Origin of the sequence: Pseudanabaena minima str. Chao 2107, assembly GCF_051131155.1 — a bacterium.
GTDB lineage: Bacteria > Cyanobacteriota > Cyanobacteriia > Pseudanabaenales > Pseudanabaenaceae > Pseudanabaena > Pseudanabaena minima.
The window spans coordinates 3,039,851-3,053,047 of the sequence record NZ_CP159508.1 but is presented as its reverse complement, the minus strand read 5'-3'; the positions used below and the strand labels follow the sequence as shown (position 1 = coordinate 3,053,047).

Sequence of the window (13,197 nt, the reverse complement as noted above, 5' to 3'; positions counted from 1 at the left end):
TATGTATAGGAAAGCAGATCCTAGAAAGTAAAGGTAACTCAAGGATAGGGCTTTTTTTACTGTTTAAGGCAGTTAAACATAAATATTTAAGGGAATACGAAGTCTTATATCCAAATCTGCATTCCTACGGCGATCGCTTCACAATTACTGACAATACTTTGCTATTAAACAAACCACAATATTTTTGTTGAAACTGTTTCTTGGTAATAGTTTTAACAAAAATATTGGGTTGGTCTTCAGGGTAAAGCGTTGTAATACTAAGAAATGGCTCAAGATATGTTACTCTCACTGCATAATTTGTGATACTTTTCATGACAACCGTGTGAATTGTGACAGGAGGCAGTTATGACAGAAAACAAAAATAAAGAAGTAATTGAGGGCGTTTCTAAGCAAGTTGGGCAAACTTGGACAAAAGTGCAGCCGCAGTTGCAAGCGCTATTACTTAAACTTGTTAAAAGTTTGTTGCCTGCCCTGCGTAACCTACAAACGAAACTCACCAAATCAAATTTGACCACCACAGAAGGTGAAGGTACATCCGCCACAACAAGCACCGAGAATATTTCTAGCAACCCTACCCTCAATAAAGTTTTAGATATCAGCAAAGTTCTTTCATCTAAAGCGATCGCCACTTTAATTGTTGCCTTAACGAAACTTCAACAAAGTCTCGAAGGTCAAGAAAGTACTTTAGATGCGACAGGTGAAGCGGCAGGGCTGCTCAATGCATCTACTGAAGCAGATTCTCCATTAGTAGCCCAAGTTAAGCAGGAGTTTGGCATTGCTTGGAAATTTGTCAAAGAACAGGTCACACCAAAAATTTTGGCATTTTTACAAATTTCTGTAGACAAACTTGATCCGATCGCCACAAATGTTTGGCAAAAAGTTTCGACTAAAGCGGCGGCAACTCCTTCTTTAGTTAATTCTTGGGAAAAGCTCCAAGCAAATGACGCTTGGAAAAAGACTGTAACCGCGACTGCCCCAATTTGGCGATCCATTAGTGGGATTGCGGTACAGGTTCCTCTCTCTGATGAGGTTAAACGGATTTTGGATAAGCGGGCTGGCACTGTGGCTTTGGTTACTTTATTTTCCCTATTGATTATTCTGAAACCATCCCATGCCCACAGTCAAAATGTTAAAAAGGTTGCGGATACACCTGCGCCGATTAACAAGCCTGTTAGCACTGTTGCGAAGAAGCAACCACCAGTTGTCAATAAAGATTTGGCAAAAACAGAACGTGGTGATGCACCGCTAACGTCTGAACAAATTGCGATCGCCAAAATCCAAACCCAAGTTTCCGAAGTAGCAAAGCAGTATGGTGAATCTTTGTTTGGTTCGGTACAGACTGACTTTAAGCGTGGACGATTGGTTGTGGCGCTGAATGACGGATGGTACAAGTTGGAACCAAGCCAGCAGACTCAATTGGTGACAGATCTCCAAAATCGTTCTCAGTCACTTAATTTTAAGAAACTATTCGTGGCTGATGCCGAAAATCATTTGATTGCACGTACCCCTGTCACTGGTAACGAAGTAGTGATTTTGAGGCAATAATATAAACGGCGCTTTGCGCCGTTTATATTATGAGTTTTTATGGCAGAAGTAAAAGATCAGAGACATCCTCAATACACTAAAGATCGGCAAATCGTAAATGAATTATTGCCGCAAAGCACACCAAATAATCGTGATTATGCCGAGCTAGCTCGGTTGCTCATTCGCTACAAATCCTTTGTAGGAGCGCGAGATATTCAGGCTGATCTACTCAAAGTTCTCAAGAATTGGCAGTTAACTGAGGAAGAACTATTTACTAAAACTAGACAGATCCATGCGATCGGCAAGGTATATATGGCACAAGACGAAGGACAAGATGATTGGGCTTAAAAAGGAGATGGAGCGCAAAGCGCTCCATCTCCTTTTTTGAGTTAATTCAGAATTGCAACGGTTATACTTAATAGAATAGATTTATTATTTTGCTCGTAACTGATAACAAAAAATATCTAAATGTAAAAATACAGCAAATTTCAACAGGACTAAACCTATATATTTTGCGAAAGGTTTAGTGGTTATTTTTTATAATTTGCTGTAGGGTATTTTTGATAAATATTCAATGTCTAATTCTGCAAATAGCTTGCTCTTGTCACACAATTTACAATCATCACCTACTCAGGTAAAGGTTTTGATTGTAGATAGTAATGAAAAAGATCGGTCAATTTATCGCCATTACATTCAAGCTGATGCTACCACTAACTATCAGATTTTAGAATCTGACAACATCAAAGAGTCCCTGTCTCTTTGGCGATCTCATAGTCCAGATATCATATTGCTGGATTTTAATTTACTTGATGGTAATGGAATCGATCTTTTAGAGATTATCAGCTCAGGGATTGTTGATCCTAAGCTACCAGTAATTATGCTGACTGGATATGAAGATGGGATTGTCGCCGCTAATGCTATCAAATTGGGAGCTGCTGACTATTTGATCAAGGATGAAATCAGTGCTTTATCGCTTCGCCGATCTATGCATAGGCTATTGGATCGATTTACCTTATTTCATAGACTTCAGCGATCACAACAACAAGAGGCTTTAATTTCTGAAATTGCTCTGCATGTCAGGCAATCATTAGAACTTGATAAAATTTATGATGCAATTGTGCAAGATGTCAAAAACTTCCTCAAGGCTGATCGCACGGTAATTTACAAATTTAATCCGAACATGGGTGGCACAATCGTTGCTGAAGCTGTTGATCCTCCTTGGGAGCCAAGTCTTCATAGCAATATTGTTGATACTTGTTTTCGTGATAACTTAGGTGGCGCATACCGACAGGGTAAAATTTTTGCTGCTAATGATATTCATAAAGCCAATTTAACTGACTGTCATGTTCAACTGTTAGAACGCTTTCAAGTAAAAGCGAATTTAGTAGTTCCCATTCTTTTACCCGAAATAACTCAGTATTTAGATATTTATGCCAGTAATTCTTCACCGTTTCTATGGGGGCTATTAGTTGTTCATCAATGTTCAACTACACGTAGTTGGGAAGATGTAGATTTACGACTACTTCAGCAATTATCAGTACAATTAGCGATCGCGATTCAACAAGCAGAATTCTATCAAAATCTGCAAAATCTCAATGCTTCTTTGGAAGAAAAAGTGCAACAACGCACTAACGAATTACGGCAGAACGAGCAACTGCTAAAGGTGTCTTTTGATAATGCACCAGTGGGTATGGCGACACTTAGTGTAGAAGGCAGATTTTTAACCGTTAATAAAGATATTTGTAAGACCTATGGCTATTCTCCTGAAGAATTACTGCAAATCTCAGCCATTGATATCACTCATCCTGATTCTATCGAATTAACCTTAGCGCATCTAAACAAACTATTAGTAGGAGAAACGGAAAGTACAATTCTAGAAAAGCAATACATCCACAAAAATGGTGAAATAGTTGATGCGATCAGTCGTGTCAGCCTCATCCGAGATATTGACAATCGTCCTGTACAGTTTGTCGTGAGTGTTGAGGATATTACTGAGAAAAAACAAAATGATGCAAAACTCGCTGCGGCGAAGGTAGCAGAAGCTGCTAACAAGGCTAAGAGTGAATTTTTAGCAGCAATGAGTCATGAGATCCGTACACCAATGAATGCTGTCATTGGTATGGCTGGACTATTAAGCAATACTCCTCTCTCCTCTCAACAACAACAATTTGTTGCAGGAATTCGTCAAGGTGGCGAAGTACTTCTATCAGTGATTAATAAGATTCTGGACTTCTCGCAAATTGAATCAGTTTCTATCGAATTAGAAGAACATCCCTTTGATTTACAAATTTGCATTGAAGAGATCCTTGATTTGATGTCATCTCCTGCTGCCCAGAAATCTCTAGAGCTATCTGCTCTAATTAATTTGGACGTGCCAAAATGGATTATTAGTGACTCCACTTGTCTGAGACAGATTTTAGTAAACCTGATTGGTAATGGGATCAAATTTACGGAAAATGGTGAAATAGCGATTACGGTAAGCTCGACTTTAATCGAGTCATCCTCAAGTACATATCAACTGGATTTTGCAGTGCGCGATACAGGAATGGGAATTAACGCAGACTCAATACATCGATTGTTTAAACCTTTTAGTCAAGCGGATAGTTCAATTACAAGGCAATATGGTGGCACTGGACTAGGATTAGCAATCAGTAAACAGCTTTGTAAACTTATGGGGGGTGATATCCAAGTTGAAAGTACTGTGGGAGAGGGGACAACTTTTAGCTTTTTTATCCGCGCTCAGGCGATCGCTGTAGAAACTTTAGCGATCGCTCCTGAACTAAATCAAAAAAAGGTGTTGATCGTCAATAGCAACAGCACCATTCAACAGGTGATTCGGATTTACACTCAAGCTTGGGGTATGCTTGCTCAACTTGCTCTCTCTGAAGTGGAAGCATTGCAATACTTAAGCTCATCAAAATATGATGCTATTTTAATTGATCGTCAGCTTCAATCAACGGATCAATTAATAGATGGATTAGATTTAGCTGGAAATATTAAAGAAATCTTCCCATCTTTACCAATTATTCTACTGACCTCAGTTGCAGATATTGATTTTCCTAGTTCCAATAGTTTCGCTGGATACTTAACCAAACCAATCACAGCATCAAAGCTTTATCAAGTATTTTCAAACCTATTTTCACCTGATACTTCTCAATCAACTAATCCAATCAATATTTTTCAGCTAAATAGTAATTTTGCTAGCCGCTATCCTTTCCAAATTTTAATTGTTGAAGATAACTCTGTAAATCAGCAAATTCTTTTATTGATGCTAGAACGCTTAGGATATAAGGGTGATGCAGTAGCAAATGGTTTGGAAGCCGTTAATGCTTTGGAAAGACAATCCTATGATTTATTGTTTATGGATATCCAAATGCCAATCATGGATGGTTTGACAGCTTGTCAACATATTCGACGGATGACAGGGCGTAATCCTTGGGTGATTGGACTTTCGGCAAATGCTTTTAGAGAATCTCGTGATACGGCTCTGTCTGCGGGAATGAATGATTACCTTACCAAACCTCTGCAAATTGAAGATCTAATTATGATTTTACAAAGAATTTCAGAAAATCTACAATTAAATAAATCTCAGTCTGAACCGACTAACCATGATCTGCCAACTCAAAACTTAGACCCGTTAGCAGAACCATTACTGGAGGCACCAAAAGTTACATTTAGTGATGTTGAGCAATCCATGAATATATCTAATACCTACTTACAACTAGATTTTTCTATTGCTGATCTTGCTGTAATTAATACATCAACCTTAAATATGTTAGAGAAATGTATAAGTAAGCAGGCTCTTGGTGAAATCATTTCCTCCTACTTAACAGAATCAAGAGAAGCGATCGCAAGAATGCGACAAGCCCTAAGCCAACTAGATTTTGCCACAATCAGTTTTGAAAACCATTCATTTAGAGGAGGATGCGGTACGCTAGGAGCCGATAGGCTTGTCGCAATTTGCAAAGAATTAAGTCACCTTTGCAAATCGAATAGTCATCCTCATAAAGTCAAAACCATAGATATGGTGCTTCAGAAATTAGAGCTTGAGTTTGATAAAGTATCTCAGTTATTGCAACAGAAAACTTCTTCTTAGGTTAGCAAGCTAAATATAGCAATCCTAAATGGTTTGAGGAAGGACACCCCGATGGGGTGTCCTTCCTCAAACAAAAAAATCCACAACTCATTTAGGACTGCTATAGAATTGCAAATTGTTTTGGTAAGTAGGGCTTACTGAAAAAGCAAGAAAAGCATACAAGCAAAGGTTTCTAAGGAGAACGAAAACAGATAAAATGCAAGAAAAAGCAAGAAAAGCTAGAAAAACCCTTGCACCAATAAAATTGCATGTACCGACAATCCCCCACAGGACAGCTATCATTCGAGAACTTCTACTTACCATTTGGCGGCAAACTATCAGGAGAAAATCGATGGGTAAGATTAGCAGAACTAGTGCCGTGGGAAGAATTTGAGAATGAATATGCAGAACAATTTAGCGAAGGACAAGGAGCACCAGCAAAACCATTTCGGATAGCACTTGGGGCGCTGATCATCAAAGAGAAGCTAGGAACAAGTGACGAAGAGACAGTAGAACAAATTCGTGAGAATCCATATTTACAATACTTCCTAGGCTTATCAGAGTACAGCGACAACGCCCCATTTGAAGCAAGCATGATGGTACATTTCCGCAAGCGATTGAATCTAGAGATCGTGGGCAGAATCAACGAACGGATTGTGAAGCCTCCTAAAGAGTCGGGACAAAAAGAGAAGGAAGCAAAGCAGTACAAGAAAGAAGAAAGAGAAGAGATAGAAGAGAAGTTAGAAGAGCAGAATATAGAAAAGGAACAGAAAGAACCAGAACCAGCAAACCAAGGAAAATTGCTGCTAGATGCAACAGTCGCGCCATCCGACATCCGTTATCCCACTGACATCAAACTGTTGAACGAAGCAAGAGAACAAACGGAAATAGTGATTGATGCTCTTTACCAACAAGTGAAAGAACAATTAGCGAAGAAACCACGCACCTATCGCCGTGAAGCAAGGACAGCGTATCTCCAAATTGCCAAACAACGCCAACCCAATCGTAAAAGGATTCGCAAAGCATTGCGCCAACAGTTGGGATATGTGCGTCGCAATCTTGCCCATATTGACACTCTAATTGCCGCAGGGGCAAAGCTATCGGAATTGAAGAGGAGTCTCTATCGGAACTTGCTAGTCGTCAGTGAAGTATATCGGCAACAACAATGGATGTACGAGCAAGGTGGTCATCGCATAGATGACCGCATCGTCAGTATTACGCAACCTCATGTACGTCCGATTGTCAGAGGTAAGGCAGGAACACCTGTGGAGTTTGGCGCTAAACTCTCAGTTAGTTGTGTCGATGGTCATGCCTTTCTCGACCATCTCAGTTGGGATAACTTCAATGAATCGGGGGATTTGCAGCAACAAGTAGCATTGTTTAAATCTCGCTTTGGACATTATCCTGAAGCGGTTTACGTTGACCAGATTTACCGCACTCGCAGCAATCGCGCCTATTGTCGAAATCTCGGTATTCGGATTACGGCTCCGCCTTTGGGCAGACCTGTACCCGATGAGTTGGCGGCTATTCGCAAGCAGACTCTCGAAGATGCTAAGGTTCGCAATCAAATTGAAGGTAAGTTTGGACTGGCTAAACGACGGTTCAGTCTAAATCGCGTCATGTCCAAGTTGGCAAATACATCGGAAACGGCGATCGCTATCACTTTCTTGGTGATGAATTTGGAAGCGCTGCTCAAGCAGCTTGCTTTTTTCGGTTTGTCTTGGTTTATCTTTTGCTGGCAACTCTTTGTTCTTCCTTCTTGGAAACCCCTTTTTAACTTTAATTCTTTTTCTTGGCAATTTCCTTGTAGACACTCAAAGTATTATCCCCTTCCTCTTTGCCCACTACTTTTCCCTTAGTCTCTTTTTCAGCAAGCCCTAAGTACTTGTACAAAATAAATTATCTAAATCCGTAAAGTTGCAACCTGTAGGGATGCGATTTTACTGGTTCTGTTTTACGGGTTCTATAGCGATCGCCCCCAACGCAATCTCAACAACCCGCGATCGTCTAAAACTCAATCCATCAAAAAGCGGTAGTTCCCAATTCAACTTGAATTTTTAGACGCTGTAAGGCAATTTCCACGCATTTAAATTTCTACATACTGCGATCTCTACATTTAACAAGACAAAAATAAGATTAGTTGATTGACCTTAATCGCAGAATCAAGATAAAATAAGATTAGTTAACTAATCTTATTTTATATCCATGCTTGAAATTTCAGAAGCAGATATTTTGTCCCGACTTCGGTTTGATAATCCTTGGTGGGAACAAGGTAAAGAAGGGAAAATAACTTACGAAAATACGCCTCGGCGCAAGTACTTCGAGACTTTTTATGAAAATATTTTGGATGTAAATGTTCGTCGAGCAATCGTTTTAATGGGACCAAGGCGCGTTGGTAAAACAGTTATGGTTTATCACACCATTCGCGCACTCTTAGACTCTGGTGTAGAAGCAAAAAACATTTTATATATTTCCCTTGAAACCCCAATCTATACGGGACTGCATTTAGAACGAATACTCAATTATTTCCAGAAACTCTTTGAACATAAACGCAATGCAAGACTGTTTGTTTTCTTTGATGAAATTCAGTATTTGCGTAATTGGGAAGTACATCTTAAATCTCTAGTTGACTCCTATGCAGACTATCGCTTTATTGCTACGGGTTCTGCTGCGGCAGCATTAAGACTAAAGAGCAATGAGTCTGGTGCTGGTCGCTTTAGCGATTATGTTTTGCCACCACTAACTTTTGCTGAATACTTGATGTTCATCGGACGAGAATCTGAACTTATAAAGTTAACGCCAATTGAAGATTTTGATTTAGAGAAAAATGAATACTCTGTTACAGATATCAAAGCACTCAATGAAGAGTTTATAAATTACTTAAACTTTGGTGGATATCCAGAGGCAGTCTTTTCAGAAACCATCAGACAAGACCCTAGACAATACATCAAAAGTGACATTATCGATAAGGTATTACTCCGAGATCTTCCAAGTCTTTACGGTATTAACGACATTCAAGAATTAAATAGACTATTTACGACCCTAGCTTACAACTCTGGGAATGAGGTGAGCTTGGATGGATTATCTAAATCCTCTGGTGTTGCTAAAAATACGATCAAGCGTTATCTCGAATATCTTGAGGCTGCATTCCTAATTCGACGTGTTGAGCGAATAGACAACAATGCAAAGAGATTTAAGAGAGCGATGTGTTTCAAGGTTTACTTAACCAATCCATCCATGAGAGCCGCATTATTTGGACAGATTGATGAAAGTTCCGAATCTATAGGAGCGATGACGGAAACTGCAATTTTCAGTCAATGGCAGCACAGCAAAATTACTGAACTTTATTATGCAAGATGGAAGTCAGGAGAGGTTGATATCGTACATTTAGATAAGGCTAATCAATTACCTTCTTGGATTGTGGAAGTTAAGTGGAGTGATCGCCCCTATAGGACACTCGCAGAGCTTGATAACTGTGTTGAATTCGTGAATAAGCATCCCAATATCTCTCAACCAATCTTGGTAACTAGCCAAACTATCTCAGATAAAGACATTCACTATAAAGGGTTAGAATTTGAATTTCGCCCCTCCAGTCTTTATACTTATATGCTAGGAGCAAACTTACTACGTTATATTGGCAATAAGCTCATAAAGCGGCGAGTACCAAAAAGTAACTGATGGGAACGCTATGTTTGCCAACAGCGATCGCCGCCATAATTTTCATAGATCGCGATCAATGTAACGGTGGTAACGGTAAATTAGTAGTTAGAACCAACAGCAAAAGCAAAACTAGATATGTTTGATGAAATCGCCGATAAATTTGAGGCGGCTTGGAAAAAGTTACGCGGACAGGACAAAATCTCTGACTCCAATATACAGGGCGCGATTCGTGAAGTACGCAGGGCGCTATTAGAGGCAGATGTCAACTTACAAGTTGTCAAAGAATTTGTCGAAGAAATCTCCAAACAGGCTCAAGGGGCTGATGTAATCGCAGGTGTGCGCCCCGATCAGCAATTTATCAAGATCGTCTATGACGAATTGGTAAAGACGATGGGTGAGGCAAATGTGCCGCTTGCTGAGGCAACCAATGCCCCCACTGTAATTTTGATGGCAGGTTTGCAGGGTACAGGTAAAACGACTGCTACCGCCAAATTAGCTTTACATTTACGCAAACTAGAACGCACGGCTTTACTAGTTGCGACTGACGTATATCGTCCTGCGGCGATCGACCAGTTGCTCACCCTCGGTAAGCAAATCAATGTGCCAGTCTTTGAAATGGGTGCTGATGCTGACCCTGTGGAGATTGCCCGTCAAGGTTTGGCAAAGGCGAAAGAATTAGGCGTTAATACCGTGATCGTTGATACGGCGGGACGCTTGCAGATCGATCGCGACATGATGGATGAGCTAAGTCGCGTTAAGGATGCAATCAAGCCCGATGAAGTGCTGCTCGTTGTCGATGCGATGACAGGGCAAGAGGCGGCGACCTTAACTCGCACTTTCCATGATGAGATTGGGATTACGGGCGCGATCTTGACCAAGATGGATGGCGATACTCGTGGTGGGGCGGCGCTATCAGTGCGGCAGATTTCAGGACAGCCGATTAAGTTTATCGGTGTGGGTGAAAAGGTGGAGGCATTACAACCCTTCTATCCTGAACGCATGGCTTCGCGCATCTTGGGTATGGGTGATGTGCTGACGCTAGTGGAGAAGGCGCAGGAAGAAATTGATATTACCGATGCTGCGAAGCTCCAAGAAAAGATTCTGAGCGCCAAGTTCGACTTTGACGACTTCCTGAAGAATACCCGCATGATGAAAAACATGGGTTCCTTTGGTGGAATGTTGAAGATGCTGCCGGGGATGAAGATTAACGACGCGCAAATTCAAGAGGCGGAAAAGCAACTCAAGCGTTGTGAGTCAATGATTGCGTCAATGACGAAGCAAGAGCGCAAAGATCCTGACCTCATTGCCAAGAGCCCTAGCCGCAAACAACGGATTGCCAATGGTTCAGGTTACAAACTTCAAGATGTAACTAAGCTCGTTGCCGACTTCCAGAAGATGAGAGCTTTGATGCAGCAAATGGGTCAGGGCAAGATGCCCAGTTTTCCTGGAATGCCCAATATGGGCGGCGGTGGCTTCCCTGGTATGGGTGGCATGGGCAATCAAACACCATCGGGCAATCCTGTATATGGCAAGAAAAAGAAAAAGAAAAAGGGATTTGGAGAATTGTAATGTTTTTTGCTGTTAGCTGTTAGCGATTAGCTTTTGGCTTTTTGGGAATTGGTGATTGGTGATTGGTGATTGAGAATAAAAAGTCACATCTAAGAATGAAACCTACCTTCTCATTTCAAAAATCTAACAGCTAATTGCTAATCGCTAACAGCCAACCGCTAAAAGCTAAAAGCTAATCCCCAATTACCCATCCCCAATTACCAATTACCAACAAAATGCAACCAAAAATCATTATTCATGGCGGTGCGGGTAGCACTGTCGAAAGTAAAGGCGGCTATGAGCCTGTACGCAAATCATTATTTGCTGTTTTAGAAACTGTTTATCCAATGCTGCTCGATGGCGCGAAGGCGATCGATGCGGTGGTCAAGGCTTGTCAAATGCTGGAAGACGATCCGCGCTTTAATGCGGGGACTGGCTCGGTATTACAGTCCGATGGACAAATCCGCATGAGTGCTTCGATTATGGATGGCGATCGCCAAAGTTTTAGTGGTGTCATCAATACGGCAAGAGTTAAGAATCCGATAGATCTCGCTAAGCACTTACAGACTAGTGACGATCGCGTTCTTTCTGATTACGGATCGGCGGAACTTACTCGCGAACTTGGCATCCCGATTTACAATCCCCTTACCGATGAACGCCTTGCCGAATGGGTGGAGGAGCGCAAAACTAACTTCACGCGCAAAATGGCAGATGTGGCGATGGGAACAATCGGTGCGGTAGTTCTCGATCAATATGGCAGCATTGCTGCGGGGACATCTACAGGCGGACGTGGCTTTGAGCGTATTGGCAGAGTTAGCGACTCGGCGACCCCTGCGGGTAACTATGCCACCAAGTCTGCGGGCGTAAGTTGTACGGGTGTCGGTGAAGACATTCTTGATGAAGGTTTTGCCACTAGAGTGGTCGTGCGCGTCACCGATGGCATGACGCTGCAACAGGCGGTCGAAAAGTCAATTAATGAAGCAAAAAGTCGCGATCGCGATTTTGGTGCAATTTGTCTAGATGCGACTGGGGCGATCGCATGGGGCAAAACCTGTCCCGTATTGTTCGCTGCATACCATGACGGCGAAAAGATGCAAGATACTCTATAGAACAGCAGTTTTTCATCGTGATCGCGCTATAGAGGTGAAAAACTATTTTTGATGGTTGCGATTAATTAAAGATGAGCTAAGCTCTTCAAGAGGCATGAACTGAAACTGTATGAAAGATGTAATCGTGATTGGCGCAGGGATGGCAGGATTAACCTGTGCTCAACAACTAAAGCAAGCAGGGCTAAATGTCACCATTGTTGAAAAATCAGCAGGTGTGGGCGGACGAATGGCAACTCGACGTTTGCAAGGTACTTGGGTCGATCATGGTGCACAACTCATATCTGTGAAAAGTGATAGTTTTGGAAGATTTGTGCGCAAACTGCAAGAAAAAGGCATTGTTCAAGAGTGGACGCGCAATGTCTATCAACTATCGGCATCTGGCTTGCGTCCTCCCGATGCCGATGCCAGACATCCACGGTATTGCTGTCCAATGGGAATGACGGCGATCGCCAAATCCCTTGCCATGGAAATTCCGATCGTTAACAATACCCGCATTGTTGGAGTTAGCCACAACGATACCAAATGGCAGTTAGTAACTGATCGCCAAGAAATCCTTGAAACTTCAGCGATCATCTCAACCATTCCTGCACCCCAATTTCTACCTTTATTTGAAGAGGTTTTGACTTTGGCTCCCAGTTTTTTACAAGCTGTCCAATCAGTCAAATTTGCGCCTAGTGTCACAATCATGGCTGGTTACAATGCAAGTAATTCAGTCCCAGTAGAATGGCAAGCAATTAGATGTATCGATGATCCCATTCTTGATTGGATTAGCTATGACAGCAGTAAACATTTAGATACCGCCTTACAACCTGTCTTTGTCCTGCAAAGTACTGCCGAGTTTGCCAAACTATCAATGGAGGAGCCAGATCTTGAAATTGCGGGTAAACCTTTGCTCAATCAAGTGGGGAGACTACTAGCAAAATGGCTAGCTAGTCCCGAATGGTGGCAAGTGCATCGTTGGCGTTACGCTTTAGCTGAAGAGTCTTTAGGGGTTTCTTGCCTATCTACAGCGATTCCTTTAGCGCTTGTATGTGCGGGTGACTGGTGTGCTGGCAAAAACATCGAAGCTGCCTATCACTCAGGTATTGCCGCCGCAGAGTCAGCGATCGAGTTACTCAAAGTTTAAATCTCAAAAGAAAGGGTGTGCAAAGCACACCCTTTCTTTTGAGACAGCAATTCTCATTTTTAGTGTTTCTAATGTCTTCGGCGCTGGAAACACTAAAAATGAGAATTGCTGGTTTTTTGAGAAAGTGATTGACAATCAATACAATCTTTTGTGAT

10 protein-coding genes are annotated in these 13,197 nt (G+C 41.6%); 9 read left to right on the top strand and 1 reads right to left on the bottom strand.

All coding sequences use genetic code 11. From position 1 onward, the window contains the following. Positions 1 to 124: 124 nt before the first annotated feature. Positions 125 to 313 (bottom strand): hypothetical protein, encoded by a 189-nt coding sequence (locus ABM313_RS13825; RefSeq protein WP_434683781.1) that lies wholly within the window; start codon positions 311 to 313, stop codon positions 125 to 127. 32 nt (positions 314 to 345) lie between these two features. Here ABM313_RS13825 and ABM313_RS13820 point away from each other — a divergent pair, with 32 nt between their 5' ends. The 9 genes from ABM313_RS13820 (at position 346) to ABM313_RS13780 (ending at position 13,042) form a co-directional block, all read left to right on the top strand. Then, on the top strand, positions 346 to 1,545 hold the full coding sequence (locus ABM313_RS13820; protein WP_434683780.1) for a hypothetical protein: 1,200 nt from the start codon (positions 346 to 348) through the stop codon (positions 1,543 to 1,545). A 39-nt stretch (positions 1,546 to 1,584) separates the two neighbouring features. Further along, on the top strand, positions 1,585 to 1,872 hold the full coding sequence (locus tag ABM313_RS13815; protein ID WP_434683779.1) for a DUF3288 family protein: 288 nt from the start codon (positions 1,585 to 1,587) through the stop codon (positions 1,870 to 1,872). Positions 1,873 to 2,098: 226 nt separating this feature from the next. Continuing rightward, positions 2,099 to 5,620 (top strand): response regulator, encoded by a 3,522-nt coding sequence (locus ABM313_RS13810; protein WP_434683778.1) that lies wholly within the window; start codon positions 2,099 to 2,101, stop codon positions 5,618 to 5,620. 248 nt (positions 5,621 to 5,868) lie between these two features. Further along, positions 5,869 to 7,458 (top strand): IS5 family transposase, encoded by a 1,590-nt coding sequence (locus ABM313_RS13805; protein ID WP_434683668.1) that lies wholly within the window; start codon positions 5,869 to 5,871, stop codon positions 7,456 to 7,458. A gap of 346 nt (positions 7,459 to 7,804) precedes the next feature. Then, positions 7,805 to 9,277 (top strand): ATP-binding protein, encoded by a 1,473-nt coding sequence (locus tag ABM313_RS13800; protein WP_434683777.1) that lies wholly within the window; start codon positions 7,805 to 7,807, stop codon positions 9,275 to 9,277. Further along, a complete protein-coding gene (locus ABM313_RS13795) occupies positions 9,277 to 9,402 on the top strand; it encodes a hypothetical protein (RefSeq protein WP_434683776.1) in 126 nt (41 codons plus the stop codon). Before ABM313_RS13800 ends, ABM313_RS13795 begins: the two co-directional genes overlap by 1 nt. Further along, a complete protein-coding gene (ffh, locus tag ABM313_RS13790; protein ID WP_434683774.1) occupies positions 9,395 to 10,828 on the top strand; it encodes a signal recognition particle protein in 1,434 nt (477 codons plus the stop codon). Before ABM313_RS13795 ends, ffh begins: the two co-directional genes overlap by 8 nt. Positions 10,829 to 11,043: 215 nt before the next feature. Further along, entirely contained in the window at positions 11,044 to 11,916 is an 873-nt protein-coding gene (locus ABM313_RS13785; protein WP_434683773.1) for an isoaspartyl peptidase/L-asparaginase, read from the top strand. Positions 11,917 to 12,025: 109 nt separating this feature from the next. After that, positions 12,026 to 13,042 carry an NAD(P)/FAD-dependent oxidoreductase gene (locus ABM313_RS13780; protein WP_434683772.1) on the top strand — a complete coding sequence of 339 codons (1,017 nt, stop codon included), beginning with the start codon at positions 12,026 to 12,028 and terminating at the stop codon, positions 13,040 to 13,042. Positions 13,043 to 13,197: the final 155 nt, after the last annotated feature.

Bases quoted from the DNA above. Each gene is read 5' to 3' on its own strand.
- ABM313_RS13815 (WP_434683779.1), top strand. From the start codon at position 1,585: ATGGCAGAAGTAAAAGATCAGAGACATCCTCAATACACTAAAGATCGG.
- ABM313_RS13825 (WP_434683781.1), bottom strand. From the start codon at position 313: ATGAAAAGTATCACAAATTATGCAGTGAGAGTAACATATCTTGAGCCA.
- ABM313_RS13785 (WP_434683773.1), top strand. From the start codon at position 11,044: ATGCAACCAAAAATCATTATTCATGGCGGTGCGGGTAGCACTGTCGAA.
- ffh (WP_434683774.1), top strand. From the start codon at position 9,395: ATGTTTGATGAAATCGCCGATAAATTTGAGGCGGCTTGGAAAAAGTTA.
- ABM313_RS13795 (WP_434683776.1), top strand. From the start codon at position 9,277: ATGGGAACGCTATGTTTGCCAACAGCGATCGCCGCCATAATTTTCATA.
- ABM313_RS13820 (WP_434683780.1), top strand. From the start codon at position 346: ATGACAGAAAACAAAAATAAAGAAGTAATTGAGGGCGTTTCTAAGCAA.
- ABM313_RS13800 (WP_434683777.1), top strand. From the start codon at position 7,805: ATGCTTGAAATTTCAGAAGCAGATATTTTGTCCCGACTTCGGTTTGAT.
- ABM313_RS13810 (WP_434683778.1), top strand. From the start codon at position 2,099: ATGTCTAATTCTGCAAATAGCTTGCTCTTGTCACACAATTTACAATCA.
- ABM313_RS13805 (WP_434683668.1), top strand. From the start codon at position 5,869: ATGTACCGACAATCCCCCACAGGACAGCTATCATTCGAGAACTTCTAC.
- ABM313_RS13780 (WP_434683772.1), top strand. From the start codon at position 12,026: ATGAAAGATGTAATCGTGATTGGCGCAGGGATGGCAGGATTAACCTGT.